Source organism: Bacillus sp. MM09(2025) (genome assembly GCF_050496725.1).
Classification (GTDB): Bacteria; Bacillota; Bacilli; order Bacillales; family Bacillaceae; genus Bacillus; species Bacillus pumilus.
On record NZ_JBNWEN010000004.1, the window covers coordinates 671,139 to 690,875 of the forward strand.

A 19,737-nucleotide genomic window follows, 5' to 3' on the forward strand; every position below is an offset into this window, starting at 1 on the left:
GTGAAAAAAGATCTGCATAACGCAAAGCTTGAAAATGAGATTGATTTATATAAACAAATGCTCGATTTAATTGATGTCGGGGTTCATGCAATTGATGAGAATGGACATACGGTTGTTTATAATAAAAAAATGATGGAGATCGAGTCTTTAAAACGCTCTGATGTTCTCCATAAAAATGTGCTCGATTTCTTCGCCTTTCAAGATGAGATGCACAGTACACTTGTCCAAGCGCTGCGTACCGGGAAACAAACCGTACATGCCAAGCAGACGTATCATAATTACAATGGAAAAGAAATCACAACGCTTAACCATACATACCCGCTTGTTCGAGACGGTCTCATTCAAGGGGCTGTTGAAATTTCGAATGATGTGACCAAGCTGGAACGGCTGATTCATCACAATATGAAGAAGAAAGGAAGCACTCGCTTTACCTTCGACTCTATTATTGGACAAAGCCCTGCATTTTTAGAGGTGATTGAGCATGCGAAACGAGCGACACGCACCTCTTCTTATGTGCTCATTGTTGGCGAAACTGGGACTGGGAAAGAACTGTTTGCTCAAAGCATTCATAACGGCAGCAGCCGGGAATCTGGACCATTTATTACCCAAAATTGTGCGGCACTGCCTGATAATCTGATTGAAAGCCTGCTCTTTGGTACACAAAAAGGGGCTTTTACGGGGGCAGCTGATCAGCCTGGCTTATTTGAGCAGGCACAAGGAGGAACCTTGCTTTTAGATGAGATCAATTCACTGAATCCTCATCTTCAAGCAAAACTACTGCGCGTCTTACAGGAGAAACGCGTGAGAAGGCTGGGCAGCACAAAGGAAATCGCTGTTGATGTAAGAGTGATTGCCAATATGAATGAGGACCCTGTGGATGCAATCGCAGGTGGACGCATGCGCAAGGATTTATTTTATCGTCTCGGTATTGTCACCTTATTTATTCCGCCGCTTTCTGAGCGAAAAGAGGACATTCCTACGTTTGTGAATCATTTTATTCAAAAATATAATGAGTTGTTTCAAATGAAGGTGAAGGCGGCTGATGAAGAGGTACTTGCCCTTTTTAAGGCGTATGATTGGCCAGGCAATGTAAGAGAACTGGAGCATGTGATTGAGGCGGGGATGAATATGATGATGGATGAAGACGACTTAGGCATGCATCACCTTCCCTATCATTTTAGATTTAAGCACGGGGAAGGCCGTCCTAAGGCGCAATTGCAAACAAATTCTCTGCAGCAAACCGCAGCTGCTGACATCTTTGTGTATACAAGCCCTGAACAGACGACTGATTTCCAAACCCAAATGGAGCGGTTCGAAAAACAATACATCGTCCATTACTTAGAAAAAATGGACGATAATATTTCACAGACTGCAAAGTTATTGGGCATGAGCAGGCAAAGTCTGCAATATCGAATGAAAAAGCTACATATTTCTCTTCAATAATAGAGCTGTGCCATCATTCGGCACAGCTTATTGTGTATCTGACTGTTCTGCTGGGTTTTGCAGCACATCACCGAGCAGATTTTCTACATTTTTTAAATGCGTAAGCATCGCTTTCTCTGCTTCTTCTGGCTGCCTTGCCATGACGGCTTTGTAAATTTGTTCATGTTCTTCGTAAAGCTTCTGAATGGAGGCTTTCGTTGAGAATAACACGACTTTTCTCGTTTCCCGCATCGTTTCTACTAACAAGGTTGAGACTTGATTCATTAACACCTTTAATACGTCATTCTTCGAGGCTTTGGCTAATGCAAGATGGAAGGTAAGATCTGCCTCTTCACCAATTTCTTCATGGGCTTCTGCCTGCCTCATTTGTTCGAGTGCTTCACGCAGCTGATGAAGGTCATCGTCCGTCCGAAACAGCGCCGCCTTTTTGACAGCGCCTATTTCAATAATGGTTCTCACTTCAAGGAGCTGCCTGACATCATGCTGCTTCATTAAAAATGCAGGAGATAAAGAAAATGCGAGCTGTTCAGGATCGAACTGCTTCACATATGTGCCTTCCCCTTGTTTCATCTCTATTAATCCGATCGCTTTGAGAGCAGACAGCGCCTCTCTCACAGCGGAACGGCTGACTTGAAAGCTTTCTGAGAGCGCTTGAACCGAATCTAATTTTTCTCCCGGAAGAAGCTCACCAGTGCGAATGGATTCAATTAATGCATCCGCAATTTCTTCATATATTTTTTTGGTTTTGATTTGTTTATATTTCAATTGGTCTCACCTCATCACTGTTGTCTACCCTTATCGGCTCATGCCCTATCTTATACTTTACCCCAAAATTTCCGTTCACACGTCTCCCCGATTTAATTTTCAAAAAATCTTCTGTGTGCCTTGCTTCCAATTAAAAAAAGCACCTGCCATGTTTCTGGCAAGTACTTCTTTTTAATCATAGCGCTTCCGCAGTGTAGATGATGGAAGATTCATTTGTTCACGATATTTCGCAATGGTTCTGCGCGACACTCGGATGCCAAAGGTTTGCTGAAGCTGCGTCATCATTTGCTGATCTGAATACGGTTTTTTCTTATTTTCTGTTTGGATCAGCTCTGCGATGTACGTCTTGACTGTATAGCTGGACGCCTCTTCCAGCGAGGGTCCTTCTAGCTTTGCTTGGAAAAATTGTTTCATTTCCATGAGGCCATAAGGGGTTTGCACCATTTTCCCTTTCACCGTTCGGCTGACTGTGGACTCATGCACTTGCAATATATCTGCGATACGCTTCATCGTAAGCGGTTTCATTTTATGTTTCCCTGTAAGGAAAAAATCTGTCTGATGTAAGATAATCTCACGAACGACATGAGTCATCGTTTGTTTTCTTTGCTTCAACGCTTGGACTAGCCAATTGTACTGCTGCTTTTTTTCCTTTAAATACACATATGCTTCATGCCGCTTTTGGTCTTGCATCATGGCGAAGTATCCTTCATTCATTTCAACATCTGGGAAAGCGCGCTGATTCAGCTCAAATGTGATGTGGTCCTGCACGACAGTAATCGTCACATCCGGCTCTATATACACATGGTCTTCTTCGTATGAGAAATGGATGCCTGGTCTTGGCTCAAGCTGCGACACCTCATCTTGTACCGCTTGAAGTGTTTTCATAGAAATGCCTGTTTTCGTCGCAATTTCCTTCCATGCCTTTCTTGCAAAGAGAAAGAAATGCTCATCGATGATCAGCTCGGCTTCATACCAGCGTTCCTTTTTTCTTCTCAGCTGAAGCAGGATGCATTCTTGTAAAGATCTTGCACCTATACCAGCAGGCTCTAGCGATTGAAGCTGATGAAGGACGGCTTCTACTTCTTCAGCTGACACCTTTAAGACAGCTGCCATCTCGTCAACCGGTTCATTTAAATAGCCATTGGAATCAATGGACTCGATCATAAAGTGAAAGATCCTTTGATTTTTTTCACTTAGATTCAAATCAATGGCTTGTTTCTTTAAATACATTTGCAGGCTTTCTTTTTGATGCGTTCGATACGGCTCTGTCATTCGGTCTTGAGATTTTTTATGATAAACTGGTTGATAGCTGTCCGTGTCTTTCCGCTCAATCAGAGGGTTCTCAAGCGCTAACTGGTCAAGATACTCGCCAAGCTCAGTGCTATTCAGCTGGAGCAATGTAATGGCCTGCCTGAGTTCTTGTGTGAGCACCTGCTTTAATACTTGTTCTTGTTGCAGATTAAGGCTCATTGTCTCCCCTCCCTCTCATCATTTTACATGAAGATTGACGGACCGTATATACGAAATAGGAGTGATTCCCATGTCTGAACTTTTTTCCGTTCCATACTTTGTTGACAACTTGAAACAGCACATCACCATGAATCAAAATGAAGACAAGATTCATGCGATGAATGCCTATTACCGCTCAGTGGTGTCAACGCTTGTACAAGATCAGCTGACCAAAAATGCTGTGGTTTTGAAGCGAATTCAGCACCTTGATGAGGCGTATCAAAAGGTGAAAAAAGAAAGCGAATGAACGAACAAGAACACCCTTTGTCATGATGGCAAAGGGTGTTTTTCATTTGCGAAAAGCTTCTGATCGAGCCTTGATTTGTACATCATCAAAAAGCCAGACCGTCCGGTAGTATAGATGATAAAGGCAAACCATAATCCGTGATTGTGCCAAATAGGCGTAACTGCTGCTTGAACAACGATAAACAAGATCATCGCAAACAGCATCGAATTTCTGACAGGGGCAATTTCTGTCGCACCTGTAAATACGCCGTATATGACCAAACCGAAACAAGCGGCAAACGGATAGAGAACGAGCCAGTCTGCATAGCCCAATGTCACATCTAGAAGACGCGGGAGATTTGTAAACAAGCCCAAGATCGGCTCTTTTAAGAGAAAATACACCGACGCAATGAGGCATGCCATGACAAGCGCCCACTGCCTCGAAAGGGTTAACGTTCTCTCATAAAGGGTGCGGTCATTTGCACCAACTGACCTGCCCACAAGGATGCTGGATGCATTGGCAAAACCATCGAACAAATAAGCCATGATGTAGTGAATTTGAAATAAGATGGCATTGGCTGCCAGCATTTCTGTTCCAAAAGAAGCGCCTTTTGCTGTAAACATGTTAATCACGACAAGCAGACAAATCGTCCGAATAAACAAATCTTTATTCACATGAAACATTTTCTGCACTGCCCGTGTATCCATGATTTTCTTAATAGACGGCATCTGGAACCCGTTTTTTGAATGCTTCATGATGATCCATGCGCCTAGTACAAAAGCAGTTAATTCAGAGATCAATGTCGCGGCCGCCACCCCTTTAACTGCAAACGAAAACACATGAACAAGCAGAAGGGCAAGGAGCATATTCATGACATTGATCAAGATTTGTAAAGAGAGGGCTTCCTTCATTTTTGCCATTCCCATCAGCCAGCCTAATATCACATAATTCATCAAGGTAAACGGTGCACCCCAAATCCGAATATGAAAGTAATCTGCTGCAAATTGCCGAACATCCGCAGCGGGAGAGATCACGAGAAAAGCAGATTGAATAATGGGCCATTGCAGGGCAATAAAACAAAGGCCGACAATGATGGCGATTAAAAATGGTCTCAGAAAAGCAAGTACACCCTGCTCTTCACTCTGCGCCCCGTTTGCCTGAGCGGCAAAAGCAGATGTACTCACCCGCAAAAAACCAAAGAGCCAATAGAGTGTACTGAAAATGAGACTGCCAACTGCGACGCCTCCAATATACGCGGGATTGGCAAGCTGACCAACAACGGCTGTATCAACAGCTCCAAGTAATGGTGTCGTCATCGTTGAGATGGTTAAAGGAATGGCTAAAGCTAAATACGCTCGATGGTTCACGATGCTACCTGCCTTTCATGAAAAATAGCCTCTTCTACAAGAGGCATTGATGAAATGACGATTTATCGAACTGGTCTGCCAATCGTTCGGGACAAAGGATGGTCTGCCAGCATTGCCTCTCTCATCTTTTGCACCGCTTTCTCTTCTGATGAAAAGAAATCATCCTTTGATCGAAATTGTGCAACAAGTTCACCTTGATCTAATATCGCCAATTGATCACTTAAGTGATAGGCTGCCGTCATATCATGTGTAATAAATAAGTAAGCGACACCCAGTTCCTTCTTTAATTCTACTAATAAATCTAAAATGACACCCTGTGTGACCATATCTAAGCTGCTGACGGATTCATCCAGTACGACGAGCTTTGGCTGCAACAATAAGGCTCTTGCAATGTTGATCCTTTGCAGCTGGCCGCCGCTGAATTGATGCGGATATTTAGACAAGTCCTTTTCACTGAGCCCGACTCTTTCCAGCCAATGGATCAGCACGCTTTTGCGTTCTTTTCGGCTCATCGTTTCATAGTTTTCAAGCGGTTCGGATAAAATTTGTTCGACGGTCCACCTTGGATTCACCGCCGAGTATGAATCTTGAAACACCGCTTGCACATGACGGCGATAATGTTTGCGTGTTCTTTGGTCTGCACAATATATATCCTGACCTTCAAAGAGAACCTGACCGGCTTTTGGCTTCTCTAGACCAAGTATGATACGGCCTAGCGTGCTTTTCCCTGCGCCGCTTTGCCCTAGCAATCCGACGCACGTGCCTTCTTCAACGAGCAAATTGACGCCGTTTAAGACTTGGTCTGCGCCTTTTTTTCTCATCAGAAACGACCGGCTGTTGTATGAATGACTAACTGCTTTCACTTCTAATAAATGCAATGGCCTTCTCACCTCAAATCGGACAAACAGCTGGGATGGATGGACGAGCTGCTAATAGTTTCTTTGTATAATCATGCTTTGGGTTTTCAAAAAGCTCAAGCACTTCTGCTTTTTCTACTATTTCTCCCTGCCTCATGACAACAACCTGATCTGCCATTTCTGCAATGACGCCAAGGTCGTGAGTAATGAGCAAAATGGCGGTTCCATACTCATGACGAATGTGGTTCAGATGCTCAAGCACCAGCTTCTGCGTGTGTACATCTAAAGCAGTTGTTGGTTCATCTGCTATGAGGAGAGGCGGGTGCATACAGGCAGCCATGGCAATCATGACACGCTGCAGCATGCCGCCGCTTAGTTCAAAGGGAAACTTGTTTAACAGCTTGTCTGGCTGCGGCAGATTCATCTGCGCTAACGCATCCATTGCCTTCGCTTTTGCCTGCCTTTTACTGACAGAGGTGTGCTGGCGGATGGTTTCAATCAGCTGATGACCGATCGTCCATACTGGCGTAAAGCTATTCATTGGATTTTGCATAATATATGAGATGTCCTTGCCCCGAATAGACCGCATATCCCTTTCACTCAGACCGATCAATTCTCGTCCTTGTAATGTGATGCTGCCAGTAACATCCGTTGTTTTCCGGTCAAGCATATGTAAGATTGACATACTTGTCACCGTTTTCCCGCAGCCGCTCTCACCTATTAATCCAACGATTTGACCTCGCCCTACTTCAAACGATACGTCCTGAATAAGAGAGGTTGTCCCATGAGGCGTTTTCGACTGCACATACAGGTTCTCTATTTGTAAAATGGACTCTTGCACATTGATCATTCCTTTACACACGGCGTTTGATACCATATTTCTCTGAAAGGGCTTCTCCTAGTAAATTAAAGAGGACGACGACAGCCATGATGACAAGACCTGGATAGAGCATCAACTGTGGATTCGTTTGAATATACGACTTCCCTTCATGAATCATCGCTCCCCATTCAGGCATAGGAGGCTGAACGCCTAATCCGAGAAAGGACATCGCTGAAATGTCCATAATCGCCCAGCCCATTTCAAGTGTGCCAATGACCGCCAGTGGCGGCAGGACATTTGGAATCATATGCTTTTTCATGATGTTCCAGTGGGATGTCCCGCTAATTTTCGCAGCGGCAATAAAGTTCTGTTCTTTTAAACTCAGCACCATTCCTCGGAAGACGCGAGCATAGTATACCCATTGCACAAGCATCAAGGCCAGCACGACTTGAGAAAGTCCAGGACCGAAGATGCCGACTAATCCAAGGATCAGCACCAGATTCGGGAATGCCATGATTCCGTCGCAGAATCTCATTAAGACGTGATCGATCCAGCCGCCTTTGTAACCTGACAACAAACCTACGATTAACCCAATCAATAAAGAAGAGAGAAAGATTAATAACGCACAGCCTAGCGAAACACGTGCCCCATATAAAATTCGGGATAAATTGCATCGGCCTAATTGATCTGTCCCAAGAGGATATTCCCACGAAGACCCCTTTAGCTTCATCGCTAGATTGACAGCCGCCGGATCATGTGGAGCGATCCACGGTGCACATATTGTCACAATCAGCAATAGACCAAGGAGCACCACGCAGATCGAGATCATCTTTTGATGAGAGAAGAGATATTTTCCTTTTGTCATCATGACTGGCGGCCTTCCTTTCTGGAAATACGGGGGTCAATGATCAGCTGAAGTAAGTCCACAATCAAGCTGCTCAAGATAAAGATACATGCTGCCATGAGGACATAGAATTGAATGACCGGCAGATCCCGGTTAAAGATCGCTTCAATAAAGAAGCGCCCAAACCCTGGCCATGAAAAAACAGCCTCTACGATAATAGTTCCTGTCAGCAGCTTGCCAAGATTCACCCCAAGCCCTGTCAGCATTGGCGATATCGCGATTCTCAATACATGCTTGAACATGATTGACCGTTCCTTTAATCCTCTAATTCTCGCATATTGAACAAACGGCTCTTGAAGCACCTCACTCACACTTGAGCGTAATAGCCTTGTATACATTGCAATTAAAGGGACAGCCAGTGTGACCGATGGCAGAATGAGATGCTCCCATGTTCCCACCCCTTCAACCGGTAGAAGATCGAGCTTCACTGAAAAAAAGTAGATGAGCAAATACCCCAAGACAAATGTCGGGATCGATGCTCCTAAGAAAGAAATGAGCCGGCTCACATGATCAACGATGCCATTTTTCCTCATACCGCTGAAAAAGCCGAGTGGAATGCTGACACAGATAGCAATCAGTAGACTAGTCAGCGCCAATTGAATCGTCGCTGGTATTCTATACATCACCTCATTGAGCACAGGCTGGTTAGACATATATGACTTGCCAAAATCAAGATGAATGACTTTTTCAATGGTGTGAAGATACTGCATATAAAACGGTTGGTCTAAACCAAATTCACTTCGTTTTTGCGCTAATATTTCATCCGTTGGCTGGATATGAGCCGCTGCTAAATATGCCTCAGCCGGGTCAACTGGCGAAAGGTGAATCATACCAGTCGTGAAAAGAGTGGCTAATAAAAATACAGGGATGATTGATAGCATGCGTTTGACGATATAGCGGCCCATTTCCTAACCTTCCTTCTATTACTTCAGCTTAATACCTGAGAATGGATGTTCATCGCGATTTGCTGGGAACTCAAAGTCCTTCACATTTTTTTGATAAACGGCTGTCTTTTTAAAATAAGAGATTGGCACAATTGCGCCTTGATCCTGTAATGAAGATAAGACAGACGAATAAAGTGCTTTTCGTTTGTTTTCATTGGTTGTTGATGGAATTTCACTCATTTCTTTGATCAACTTGTCCTTATTTGGATAGGCTGAGATGGCTTCTTTGAATCCAAAACCATCTGATGAGACGACGTTCATAAATGTATGCGGATCATATGGTGCTCCGTAGTTGCTAAAGAAGTTCATATCAAACTTGTTGGCTTTAAAGCGCTGCACCTGTGTTGCCAGCTCTACACCTTCAAGTTTGACGCCAACGCCAATGGCACCCCATTCTGCTTGAAGCGTCTCAGCCATCGCTTTTTGAATCGATTCTGCTGAATCATACATCATACTAAATTCAAGCGTTTTTCCATCTTTTTCACGAACGGTTTTTCCTTTTGGAAGTGTCCAGCCTGCTTCATCCAGCAATGCTTTCGCTTTGTCTACATCATATTGGAACGGCTTCACATGAATATCAGATGTGTAAGGCATGTTGGTCGGCAATATGTGATCTGCTTCATCCTCTAAGCCAGAGGTGACACCCTCTACCATTGATTTCTTATTGATCGCATATTGAAGGGCATGTCGCACTTTCTCATCTGACAGCTGATCGACTTTTGTATTCATGACAAGCTGTCTCGTTGCTATAGGCTCTGACATTTTTGTTTCATACTTACCACTCGCCTCTAACTGTTTGTAGGCATCAAGGCTAATGGTTCCTTCTCCGTAAAGGACGTCTACATCACCTTTTTCAAATGCCATGACTCTCGTTTCCGCATCTGGGATGACCTTGACTTTGATTTCTTTGACCTTTGGCTTTTCTCCCCAATAATGTTCATTTCGTTCGAAAATGGCATAGTCATCTTTTTGATATGTTTTTAATACCCATGGGCCTGTCCCCACTGGTTTTTCAATTCCTTTTGACGTATCTCCGTTTTTAGGGAAGCCTGCTTCGCCTAAGAAACGAACCGGTCGGACAACGGCTAATTCTTGAACAGTTGGATAATATGGTTCTGTTAATGTGAGTTGAAACGTTTTCTTGTCTACTGCTTCTGTCTTTTTGATTTTTTTTATCACACCTAACCAGCTATGTATGTCCTTGTTTTTTAAGATGGAATCAAAGTTCTTTTTCACAATGTTTGCATTAAACTCAGATCCATCTGAAAATGTCACATTGTCTCTTAGATGGAACGTGTACACCTTGCCATCCTTTGACACATCCCATGATTTCGCTAATTCAGGTTTTAGCTTTCCATTCTTTTGATAGCTGACCAATGGCTCATAAATCATTGATTGCGCGAACAGTTGTGAAGGGTTGTATACGTGCGGATTCATTTCGCCAATATCTCTCGGCCAGGCCATCGTGATCATGTCAGGATGATCCTTATCTCCATCTGCTCCATTGTTTGCTTGAGAGCAGCCTACTAATAAAAAGATAAGCAGGAAAGGGATGACTGTATTTATTTTAATTTTCGGAAAAAAATGGATACAAATCGACATAAGATGTTCCTCCTAATTGATGCTGATAATCATTTTCATTTTAAGGAGGAAGGTCCTCGTTGTCAATATCATATTTAAATCGAATTGGCAATGCTCATTCCTATTTATTCCACTAATTGATGAATTTGATAAAAAAGAGAGGCAGGCTGCTTACGAGTGAGCAGCCTGTGAAGAGGTGAATGTTTTGTCTCGCAGGGCATGACGAATTATGTCAATGATACGATCCTGTTCAGCTTCTGTCATACTTGTTCCAGAGGGGAGACAAAGCCCTGATTCAAATAACAACTCAGATACGGGGGTGCCTTTCGCAGCTGAATAAAATGGACAATCACGAAAGAGCGGCTGCTGATGCAGCGGCTTCCATACACGCCTTGCTTCAATCTGTTCTTTTTCTAGTGCAGCAATGATGTCCACTGGAGACGTTTGCTTATCACAATCAATCGTCAATGTCGTCAGCCAGCGGTTGGACTTGGTGTTTTGATATTCTGGCATGAAATAAAGCCCCTCAACATGAGATAACGCATCCTGATAACGCCTGAAAATGCGGCGCTTTTGTTCAACACGCTCGTCCAATATTTCCATTTGAGCGATCCCGACGCCTGCTAGCAGGTTGCTCATGCGATAGTTGTATCCTATCTCTTGATGCTCATAATGCATCGCGCGTTCTCTAGCCTGTGAAGCGAGAAAGCGGCAGCGTTCGATCGCAGCTTCATCATCACTCACAAGCATTCCGCCGCCTGATGTTGTAATGATTTTATTTCCATTAAACGAATAGACACCGAACCTGCCCATTGAGCCGCTTTTTTTTCCTTTATAAAGAGCGCCTAACGATTCAGCCGCATCCTCAATGACTGGTACATCATATGCTTCACATAACGCCAAGATCTCGTCCATTTTTGCGCTTTGTCCATATAAATGCACGACAATGACAGCACGGGGCATTTTTCCAAGTCGTTTTGATTCCACAAAGGCTTTCTCTAAAGCAAGCGGACACATATTCCATGTATCCCTTTCAGAATCAATAAAAACGGGTGTGGCGTGTTCGTATAAAATCGGATTTGCAGTTGCCACAAATGTGAGGGTGGAACAAAAGACAATGTCCCCTTTTTCAACGCCAATCAGCTTTAATGCAAGGTGAATGGCTGCTGTTCCAGAAGATAAAGCCGCTCCTGCATTCACTCCTGCATAGCGCGCAACTGCCTGCTCAAATTCATTTACAAGAGGCCCAAGCGGTGCAATCCAGTTACTCTTGAAAGCTTCCTCTATTTTCAAATACTCTTTTCCGCTCATATGCGGTGGTGATAAGTAAATTCGTTTCCTTTCTTGCATCATCTCCCGCCCTCTCTCCGATCTTTGATTTCTATTGCAGGAATGCCTACAGCGACTTTCTGATCGTCAATATCTCTTGTTACTGCGGCTCCTGCGCCAATGATTGTCCAGCTTCCGATCGATGTCCCGGGTATCACAACAGCACCTGCCCCAATATGTGTACCCATTCGTACCGACACACAGCCAGTTAACACTGCTCCCGGTGATAGATGGACAAACGATTCGAGTATACAGTCATGCTCTATGATAGATCCTGTGTTGATAATCGCATGTTCACCGATTGCTGCATCTGCTTGAACTACTGCCGTTGCCATCACGACAGTTCCCCTTCCAATGACCGCTGATGGACTTACGACCGCCCGTGGATGGATGAGTGTGGCAAATGCCGTGTTTTCAAAAGAGAGGCGTTCCTTTACTAACTGTCTGCTCTCATTTTGTCCGATCGCAATCAGCCATTTCATATGTGGCATTGCCTCTCTCAGCTTTTGACTCATGGAGATCGGTCCATACAAGATACTGCTTTGAGTGACTGCCTCTTCAAATTGATCATCTAATACAGCACATAATGAGTAATCGGGATGGGCAGCAATCATGTCTTGAATGACTTTGCTATGCCCACCAGCCCCAATTAAACCAATTGGTTGCTCTTTATATATCGGTTCCTTTGAATTTTTCAGCTGTGGCATGATGCGGCTGCTGCACCCCCTCTGTTTTGATAACTTTCAGCAAGGTCATCCATAAAATTTTCATATCAAGCCAAAATGATTGATGCTCGACATACCAGAGATCATAGGTGAATTTTTCCTCCCAGGAGATCGTGTTCCTTCCATTCACCTGTGCCCATCCAGTAATGCCAGGCTTGACAAGATGGCGCCTTGCTTGCTCCTCTGTATACATCGGCAAATATTCCATCAGAAGCGGCCTTGGTCCAACGAGACTGAGCTCTCCTTTTAGAACATTGACTAGCTGCGGTAATTCATCAAGACTGAGCTTGCGAATCAATGCGCCCGTCTTAGTTAATCGTAGATGATCTGGCAGGAGCACCCCGTGTTCGTCGCGTTCATCGGTCATCGTCCGAAATTTATATAGCATAAATGGCCGGCCATACAGACCAGGCCGCTTCTGCCGAAACAACACAGGCGTCCCAATTTTCCACCGAATCAGTCCATAAAGCACAAGAAAAAGAAGACTGCCTGCGATGAGCAGCGTCAATGCCACCACCACATCTAACATTCTTTTCATCATGAAATCTCCTTATCTCACTAGCGGGAAACAGCTTGTTTTACCTTACGCACCAGCTGCTGCCGCTCTCGTTTTGTTCCTGCAAATTGATACAAGTAGCCCATATAGAGAAAGAAACATAGACCCCCAATACAAAACAGCTCCCACCAGGACGTCACGTCATAAATCGCTTGAATTCCTGCACAGACGCCCCAAATCATGAGCGCTCCTGCAAGTGGAACCATCGTATGTTTGTAAAAGATGGTGCGTATCTGATTCGTGATGCGGGCCGTATAAAATGGCAGAAACACGATATTTTTGATCAATAAAACAATCGCTCCTGCTGATGCAATGCCGTATAAACCAAGCTGAAGCGTATGCGTCAATCCATAGGCAAAAAGCACATTGGATACACCTAATATGAGCGTGACCACTGCCGGAACCTTCAATCGATTAAAAGCGGTCGGGACATATGTCAGCGGTAAAAACATCAAGGTCAAGCATAAATAAGCAGCATGAATCATGAGGAGCCATTTCAGCTCTTCAAAGGCAGGTCCAAGCCACAAAAGCATGAGCGGACCGGCAAGTCCTCCTAGCAGAGCCGCTGGAAACGCGACAAATAACCCGCTCCACTTAATGGCATTTGCTGCATATCGGATGAGACCCTCTTCATCTTGATTTGAGTAAAATTTCGTAATCGTTGGGGCAAACACAACCGCCAATGTTCCTGCTAGTGTGCGTAATAATAATGGAAATTGTAATATCGCCGCATACTGTCCCGTCGCTTCCGCTCCAATGAGCAGATTCGTCATCAATAAATCAATCTGTAGAAATAGCAAAATCCCCATTTGCTCAAAAGAATGCCAGACCCCTGATCGAACAAGTGTGAGACTAGAAGATAGTGAAACGTGCCGCCACTTAAACGAAAACCAAGGGATGAGTTTTTTAAAATAATAGATACCAATTCCCATAGCCGCCAAGCTTCCTATCACAGCCGCAAGTGGAATATGCCAGATGGCAGGTGCCGTCCATGTAAACAGCAGCACAATCATCAGTGCCCTCAAAAACATCTGAATGGCCTGACCAATACTTGATACATATAACTTATTCGCATAAAACGGCGCAGCCCCAATGCCGGACATGACAAAATTGAGCATAAATAAAAGACCCCCTAATATAAAGGCGGTCTGTGTGTCCTTTGCGAGATCATCAGGCACATGAAGCCACTCTACCAGCTGGCGGGACATGAAGAGACAAAACAGAAAAAGACTGATTGATAAAAAAACGGAACTGACGAAATAAGATGAGAGATAGCGCTGCGCCTTCTCCATTTCCCCTTTATGAGCCGCCACAGAAAAAAAACGCACCACCACAGCACTTAATGAAGCCGTAATAACCGATAAATAGTTGATCATATTTTGCGTCAGATGGATTAAGCCGAATGCTTCCACTCCAAGTGTATGAACGATATACGGTGTTAAACAAACAGACATAAGCATCATCAAGACAAACGTCATGATGTTTGCACTGGCATTGTAAAGAAACGCTCGATTCATTTTGATTTCACGCAGCGTGTAAAATCCTTCATCCAGCTTCCTCTCCCTTTTGTCTGCTCGTTTTCATCATCTGATGAATCGCCTCTTTCACAGACGCCTCATTCGGTTCTTTCAATAGCGTCAAAAACGGAAGATGGGCCACCCATTCATACCCTTCCATCACCTTATGATCAAATGACCTAAGGACAACACACGGTGTTTGCGTAATCGCACAAAAAATCATGCCATGAAGCCGGTCTGTCACGACGACCTGTGCCTTACTTAACTCTGCCCATAAAGCAGATAATTCATCTAAGCGAGTCGTTCGATCAACTCGTTTGCCAATTGTCGTAGTGATCAAACCGACTTGATCATACGTCTCTTGAATATGCTGCTTTAGCTGCCGCCGCTCCTTTTCAGTGAGATACGCTTCCTTATCTTCTCGCAAACAAAGGAGAACCCCTTCACGTTTTTGTTCCTTAGTCGATTCATCTAATGTGAGCACCATATCAGGCTGTTTCCACACATCTTGATCAGGGAAGTGCTGCTTCATCCAATTGTAGGTTGTTTGATCTCTTGCCATGAGAAGCAGTCTTGGATGGTGTTTGTATGTTTGAATGGCGCGGCGTTCCTCTCTTTTTCCTCTCTTTGTTTCTGTAAAATGGACAGTGGCCGGCAATTGAATCACTGGATAGGACTTGAAGGTTTTCATAATAAATTGTCTCGTCCATTCTTCATAACGGTATAAGTCCCCCATATTGCCCCCACCGATGATACAGACGATGTCTTCCGGATGCCGCATACGCTTTAACGGACGGGCGAGGCGATAGATCTCTTTCATGTCTACTTCCATGATGTCATAGGCGGGAAAGTGCTCTTTTAAAAAACAATAACTCGCATAGGCAATCGCATGATCCCCTAAATTATCATGTCCTGGCAGCAGCGTGAGAATGATTTTCTTCTGATGACTCCGCTCTGGCAGGCGTTGGCGGCTCAGTCGATATTCAAGTGGATATTTCACCTTTAAGAGCAGCCACTCTGCGGCGTGTGCCTTCAATTGCTGCAATGTCAATCTCTTCACCCCTATTTCCTTGTTTGATATTCGATCCATTTTTGATAGCTTGAAGCGGCGGCAGAAAGCGGATAGACCAGCCGGCACTTCGCAAGGAATAAAATCATTCGCTTTCGAGCAGTGAGCTTCGAGGGTTCCACTTGTTTGACGGCATGCTGAAAAGCTTCGTGTGTCACCATTTCCCGCATGTGATCAAGCTTTTCCCGAAGAGAGAGTGCATTTTGGCTCTTCCATTCGTTGAGCATACAATGAAGGGTGTGATTGACAATAAAAAAATCAAGTGCCTTCTCATACAGAGAGATGTCATCATATTCTGTCAAAAACAAGCGCTGCGCATGATAAAAGGTCAGTCCATGATGAAAATACTGCTTTTGATATCGCTGCACAATAGAAGATAGATGAACCCGGTAGTAATAAAGAGGTTCATGAACAAAGGCAATGCCGCGAGCTAAAGAAAAACAGCGCAGCGTCACATATTGATCTTCTATGTTCTCAAGTTCCCCCCGAAGCGGAAATCGAATGTGATGTTCTTCGATAAAGGCACGCCGATACAGCTTATTCCATGAGAACCCCGTCATGTCTCCGTGCAATAACGCTTCAATTAAACTCGTTTTTTCGGAAGACTGCTCGGCTAACAGCGTCGTTGGTATGGTTCGCTTTGACTGTTCAAATTGAATCCAGTACTCACTGATTACTAGATCTGCGCCGGTCATTTCAGCTTTTTCATACAAGGCTTCGCAGTAATGAGGCGCGAGAATATCATCTGAATCAATAAAGGCAATATACGTGCCCTTTGCTTCTTCGATGCCCCGGTTCCTCACAGCGCCTAACCCTTGATTGGTTTGATGAATGACCCGAAACCGCTGATCTTGCTCAGCAAATGCTTCAAGATATTCTCCGCTGTGATCTCTAGATCCATCATTCACAAGAATGACCTCTATATCTGAAAAACTTTGATCTGCAATTGATTGAAGGCATTGCTCCACATATTGACTCGTATTGTAGACTGCGACCAATAGACTGATAGCTGGCATTACAACATGCTCCACCTTTCTCAAAATCTACTTTGTAAATATCGTCCTGTACGGCAACACAGATGAATCGAACGGCATCAGCATGATGCTGTACAGAATATAGCAAACAGCAATCCCTACATAGATAAAGACATTAGACCGCTGATCAAAAATACGTGTGAAGTATGGCAGTAAGATAAGCTGATACAAGCCAAAATAAATATGAAATCTTGCATAAATGACATCCTTTGTGGCAAGGATGCCAAACAAGAAACCGAGCAAACAAAAGTTCACAACGTAATCGCTCTCAGGCGTCAGCTCACGAAGCCGTTTTCGATAAAAGAACGCGAGCAAAAGCGGCAAAATCAATACACCGATTTTTGTCACATTCATTCCATTTGTATTCGTTGTGAGCCATTCCTCGTAATGCCCATATGAACTGCCTTGCAGCATCACGACAAACACAGAAACAAAGCGGTCATAAAGAGCGGTTAACCCTAAGAAAATCAAGCATAAGACCAGCATCATCCATGACCACGATCTTGTTCTCACGATAAAATACACAGGAATCATGATGAGAGCCGATGAATGAAACAATGAACATACGAGGACAAGCGGAAAATACAATTTCCATTGACCATTGATGACAAGACGGATGGCATAAAAAAGAACCGCAGCCACCATATACTGACGCATGCCATTAAACGAAGCGTAATAATGAAAGGTGCCGAGAAAAAGCAGCATACTCAGCTCAAAGGGACGGCCATATTGAATGAGCGTCTTGATGATAAAAAAATAGGTGATCGCCCCAACCGAGATATACATGATTTGCGGATCATGGGACAGTTGATTGAGCATCCATAAAATAAACGTAAATCCCGGGTCAGTGGCCGCCTTGTCCACACCAAATCCGAAGATATGCCAAGGCTTTTCATAATTGATGGAGAACTCATACATCTGTCCATATGTGACAAAATCGGTTCCTACTTTGTACCGAATACCAGCGACAATACAAAGAAACAAAAACGGAAATAACACGAGAATTTTGTTAGGCCGCCATCCGCTTTGAATGGTATCATCACGCCTGCCGTAAAATGCGGCAAAGCTCGACCATAAATAGACCATGATCATGTTCACCAAATATACCGCCATCTGCCATTCCTTCCTTACAGTCCATATCCATTCATCACACGTGTGATGTTCTGTTTGACATCAAATCCTCTTTGTTCAAGCTGGGACGTAATGGTCTCTTGAAGAGGAGGCTCTGCATGATACGCTTCAAGCACCGCCTTCATCCATTCATGAGCGGAATCCCGAAGCGACATTCTTTTCACAAGACCGCAACCTAAATCTACTTCCTCTGTAATATGATCTGAAATCACACAAGGCAATCCAGATGCCTGTGCTTCCACTAAAACAAGCGGAAGTCCTTCAAACAAGGAAGGCATCACAAATACATCAAATGCTTTCATATATTCTGGAACGTCTGATACGACGCCTGTAAAGACAATGTCGTCTAACAAGCCGGCCTTTTCCGCATATGATTCAACCACCTGCTTCAGCGGTCCATCCCCTACAAGGACAAGCTGAAATGAGACCCCCTGCCTCTTTAAGGTCTGTGCCAGTTCCATAAAAAAAACGTGATTTTTTTGTTCATGAAAACGCCCAATATGACCTATCACCATACTTTTTTCCTGAAGACCTAGCTGCTTTTTGATCTTCACCTTTTCTTCTGGATCAGGCTGAAAGAAAAGGGATAAATCAATCCCATTCGGCAGCACCTCAACCTGTCTATTCTTCATTTTTTTCTGACCAAATAAAAAGGAACCGGCATCCTCACCGCATGCAACAAGCTTTGTAGAAAATGCAAAAATCAGCTGACGAAATCCTTTGAGCATCATATGGTCTACCCAATTTGGCGACTGTTTCCAAGCAGTATTATGCGAATGACAAATGCGCACCTTCACACCCGACAATTTCGCAGCAAGGGCAGAGAAGCCTGTTTGAAAATCTGTATGTGCATGCACTGCTTGATACGGTCCTGTTCGCTTGATTGTCTTTGTCAATGTTCTGACAAATGCCAAAGGAGAGGACGCCCCAATACTCGGGACATAAAAGATACGCCCGCCGAGTCTCTGAATTTCCTCATCATAATCACAGACATCCTTCCGGTGGGTAATAAAGTCAAATTGAAGGACATTTCTATCGAGTGCACGATAGATGTTCATGATCATCGTTTCAGCTCCGCCCCGGTTCATCCCGCCCACAATATGAAGGACACGCTTTGGCTCACTCATCCCGAATCGTCCTCCTTTTCAACAAAGACGCCTCCAGCTTCCGCTGATGATAAAATTTCATGATCTTCGGTGATAAACAGGCGCGGACCACAGGCTTTAGCGCAAACAAATAATGAACTGGCGACAATTTTAATAACCAGCATGCTTTTAAAACGAGCCAAGCATTATCTATCGAGTATTGAAACTTACGGCGCTGAAAAGCCGCTTCATCCTCTCTCACAAGGTATAACGGCTCTTGTAAATTAAAGCCTTTTCTCCCCGCAGCAAAAAAACGGATCCACAGATCGATATCTTCCATCCGCCTCGTTGTTTTCACAGAGCGATATCCATTTAAAGCCTTGTACGCAGCAGCCCTCATCATAATGGTTCCATGACAAAAAGGCGTCCCTCTTGCCAGCACTTTTCGATCAGGCGCTGAAATCAGTGCACGTACACCTTTTGTACCCGATTCATCAAACACGGTCATCGCCGTCCCGACCACATCATATTCAGGATGTGATTCAAGGAAATGCACCTGTTTTTCTAAACGATCAGGTACTGATATATCGTCGCCATCCTGCCTTGCAATCAAGGCTCCCCTCGCTTCAGCTAGACAGCGATTCAGACTGGCAGCGAGCCTTTGATTATGCTCATTGCGGATAAGACGAATTCTTTCAGGGTCTCGTTTTGTATAGGACAGCACTATTTCATAGGTGCCGTCTGTTGATGCGTCATCACATATGATGAGCTCCCAGTTGTCATATGTTTGATGAAGAATGGATTCAATACTTTCTTCTACTGTGTCTTGGCAATTGTAGACGCCCATGATGATAGACACCTTTGGCTTACGCATG

General features: G+C 44.1%; 19 protein-coding genes. 2 read left to right on the forward strand and 17 right to left on the reverse strand.

Annotated features, from left to right (window positions below):
• Positions 1–1,443: a sigma-54 interaction domain-containing protein gene (locus tag ACQYAC_RS09865; protein ID WP_429943201.1), complete on the forward strand. Its 1,443-nt coding sequence runs from the start codon at positions 1–3 to the stop codon at positions 1,441–1,443.
• A 27-nt stretch (positions 1,444–1,470) separates the two neighbouring features.
• On the opposite strand, the gene ACQYAC_RS09870 is transcribed toward ACQYAC_RS09865, so the two are convergent.
• On the reverse strand, positions 1,471–2,208 hold the full coding sequence (locus ACQYAC_RS09870; protein ID WP_339163937.1) for a FadR/GntR family transcriptional regulator: 738 nt from the start codon (positions 2,206–2,208) through the stop codon (positions 1,471–1,473).
• A gap of 171 nt (positions 2,209–2,379) precedes the next feature.
• Positions 2,380–3,678 (reverse strand): RNA polymerase factor sigma-54, encoded by a 1,299-nt coding sequence (gene rpoN / locus ACQYAC_RS09875; protein ID WP_429943202.1) that lies wholly within the window; start codon positions 3,676–3,678, stop codon positions 2,380–2,382.
• Between the two features lie 70 nt (positions 3,679–3,748).
• Here rpoN and yvfG point away from each other — a divergent pair, with 70 nt between their 5' ends.
• Entirely contained in the window at positions 3,749–3,964 is a 216-nt protein-coding gene (gene yvfG, locus ACQYAC_RS09880; RefSeq protein WP_058013655.1) for a protein YvfG, read from the forward strand.
• Between the two features lie 20 nt (positions 3,965–3,984).
• Here yvfG and ACQYAC_RS09885 read toward each other — a convergent pair whose 3' ends face one another.
• The 15 genes from ACQYAC_RS09885 to ACQYAC_RS09955 all read right to left on the reverse strand — a co-directional run bounded on the left by ACQYAC_RS09885 (position 3,985) and on the right by ACQYAC_RS09955 (position 19,736).
• On the reverse strand, positions 3,985–5,310 hold the full coding sequence (locus ACQYAC_RS09885) for an MATE family efflux transporter (RefSeq protein ID WP_429943203.1): 1,326 nt from the start codon (positions 5,308–5,310) through the stop codon (positions 3,985–3,987).
• A gap of 62 nt (positions 5,311–5,372) precedes the next feature.
• Complete coding sequence (nikE, locus tag ACQYAC_RS09890; RefSeq protein WP_429943204.1) at positions 5,373–6,188, reverse strand: nickel import ATP-binding protein NikE; 816 nt, start codon at positions 6,186–6,188, stop codon at positions 5,373–5,375.
• Positions 6,189–6,201: 13 nt separating this feature from the next.
• Positions 6,202–7,017, reverse strand: coding sequence for a nickel import ATP-binding protein NikD (nikD, locus tag ACQYAC_RS09895; protein ID WP_429943205.1), 816 nt, complete (start codon positions 7,015–7,017; stop codon positions 6,202–6,204).
• Between the two features lie 4 nt (positions 7,018–7,021).
• Complete coding sequence (gene nikC, locus ACQYAC_RS09900) at positions 7,022–7,855, reverse strand: nickel ABC transporter permease subunit NikC (protein WP_061409675.1); 834 nt, start codon at positions 7,853–7,855, stop codon at positions 7,022–7,024.
• Complete coding sequence (nikB, locus tag ACQYAC_RS09905; protein ID WP_429943206.1) at positions 7,852–8,796, reverse strand: nickel ABC transporter permease subunit NikB; 945 nt, start codon at positions 8,794–8,796, stop codon at positions 7,852–7,854. The genes nikC and nikB overlap by 4 nt, the downstream gene beginning before the upstream one ends.
• An 18-nt stretch (positions 8,797–8,814) precedes the next feature.
• Positions 8,815–10,437: a nickel ABC transporter substrate-binding protein gene (gene nikA, locus ACQYAC_RS09910; protein ID WP_268497542.1), complete on the reverse strand. Its 1,623-nt coding sequence runs from the start codon at positions 10,435–10,437 to the stop codon at positions 8,815–8,817.
• 150 nt (positions 10,438–10,587) lie between these two features.
• Positions 10,588–11,766 carry a DegT/DnrJ/EryC1/StrS family aminotransferase gene (locus tag ACQYAC_RS09915; RefSeq protein ID WP_429943949.1) on the reverse strand — a complete coding sequence of 393 codons (1,179 nt, stop codon included), beginning with the start codon at positions 11,764–11,766 and terminating at the stop codon, positions 10,588–10,590.
• Positions 11,766–12,452 carry an acetyltransferase gene (locus tag ACQYAC_RS09920; protein ID WP_429943207.1) on the reverse strand — a complete coding sequence of 229 codons (687 nt, stop codon included), beginning with the start codon at positions 12,450–12,452 and terminating at the stop codon, positions 11,766–11,768. Before ACQYAC_RS09920 ends, ACQYAC_RS09915 begins: the two co-directional genes overlap by 1 nt.
• Entirely contained in the window at positions 12,415–13,008 is a 594-nt protein-coding gene (locus tag ACQYAC_RS09925; protein WP_081106472.1) for a sugar transferase, read from the reverse strand. The genes ACQYAC_RS09920 and ACQYAC_RS09925 overlap by 38 nt, the downstream gene beginning before the upstream one ends.
• Before the next feature lie 20 nt (positions 13,009–13,028).
• Positions 13,029–14,543, reverse strand: coding sequence for an MATE family efflux transporter (locus ACQYAC_RS09930; RefSeq protein ID WP_429943208.1), 1,515 nt, complete (start codon positions 14,541–14,543; stop codon positions 13,029–13,031).
• Between the two features lie 28 nt (positions 14,544–14,571).
• Positions 14,572–15,594, reverse strand: a complete 1,023-nt coding sequence (locus ACQYAC_RS09935) for a polysaccharide pyruvyl transferase family protein (RefSeq protein ID WP_429943209.1) — start codon at positions 15,592–15,594, stop codon at positions 14,572–14,574.
• Between the two features lie 11 nt (positions 15,595–15,605).
• On the reverse strand, positions 15,606–16,628 hold the full coding sequence (locus ACQYAC_RS09940) for a glycosyltransferase family 2 protein (protein ID WP_429943210.1): 1,023 nt from the start codon (positions 16,626–16,628) through the stop codon (positions 15,606–15,608).
• Between the two features lie 27 nt (positions 16,629–16,655).
• Positions 16,656–17,759, reverse strand: a complete 1,104-nt coding sequence (locus ACQYAC_RS09945; RefSeq protein ID WP_429943211.1) for an EpsG family protein — start codon at positions 17,757–17,759, stop codon at positions 16,656–16,658.
• Between the two features lie 14 nt (positions 17,760–17,773).
• The gene (locus ACQYAC_RS09950) at positions 17,774–18,904 is read right to left on the reverse strand and encodes a glycosyltransferase family 1 protein (RefSeq protein WP_429943212.1); all 1,131 of its coding nucleotides are present in this window, start codon (positions 18,902–18,904) and stop codon (positions 17,774–17,776) included.
• Complete coding sequence (locus ACQYAC_RS09955; protein ID WP_429943213.1) at positions 18,897–19,736, reverse strand: glycosyltransferase family 2 protein; 840 nt, start codon at positions 19,734–19,736, stop codon at positions 18,897–18,899. The genes ACQYAC_RS09950 and ACQYAC_RS09955 overlap by 8 nt, the downstream gene beginning before the upstream one ends.
• Between the last annotated feature and the right edge of the window lies 1 nt (position 19,737).

Bases quoted from the DNA above. Each gene is read 5' to 3' on its own strand.
- rpoN (WP_429943202.1), bottom strand. From the start codon at position 3,678: ATGAGCCTTAATCTGCAACAAGAACAAGTATTAAAGCAGGTGCTCACA.
- yvfG (WP_058013655.1), top strand. From the start codon at position 3,749: ATGTCTGAACTTTTTTCCGTTCCATACTTTGTTGACAACTTGAAACAG.
- nikD (WP_429943205.1), bottom strand. From the start codon at position 7,017: ATGATCAATGTGCAAGAGTCCATTTTACAAATAGAGAACCTGTATGTG.
- nikC (WP_061409675.1), bottom strand. From the start codon at position 7,855: ATGATGACAAAAGGAAAATATCTCTTCTCTCATCAAAAGATGATCTCG.
- nikB (WP_429943206.1), bottom strand. From the start codon at position 8,796: ATGGGCCGCTATATCGTCAAACGCATGCTATCAATCATCCCTGTATTT.
- nikA (WP_268497542.1), bottom strand. From the start codon at position 10,437: ATGTCGATTTGTATCCATTTTTTTCCGAAAATTAAAATAAATACAGTC.
- ACQYAC_RS09915 (WP_429943949.1), bottom strand. From the start codon at position 11,766: ATGCAAGAAAGGAAACGAATTTACTTATCACCACCGCATATGAGCGGA.
- ACQYAC_RS09920 (WP_429943207.1), bottom strand. From the start codon at position 12,452: ATGCCACAGCTGAAAAATTCAAAGGAACCGATATATAAAGAGCAACCA.
- ACQYAC_RS09925 (WP_081106472.1), bottom strand. From the start codon at position 13,008: ATGAAAAGAATGTTAGATGTGGTGGTGGCATTGACGCTGCTCATCGCA.
- ACQYAC_RS09930 (WP_429943208.1), bottom strand. From the start codon at position 14,543: ATGAATCGAGCGTTTCTTTACAATGCCAGTGCAAACATCATGACGTTT.
- ACQYAC_RS09940 (WP_429943210.1), bottom strand. From the start codon at position 16,628: ATGCCAGCTATCAGTCTATTGGTCGCAGTCTACAATACGAGTCAATAT.
- ACQYAC_RS09945 (WP_429943211.1), bottom strand. From the start codon at position 17,759: ATGGCGGTATATTTGGTGAACATGATCATGGTCTATTTATGGTCGAGC.
- ACQYAC_RS09950 (WP_429943212.1), bottom strand. From the start codon at position 18,904: ATGAGTGAGCCAAAGCGTGTCCTTCATATTGTGGGCGGGATGAACCGG.
- ACQYAC_RS09955 (WP_429943213.1), bottom strand. From the start codon at position 19,736: ATGCGTAAGCCAAAGGTGTCTATCATCATGGGCGTCTACAATTGCCAA.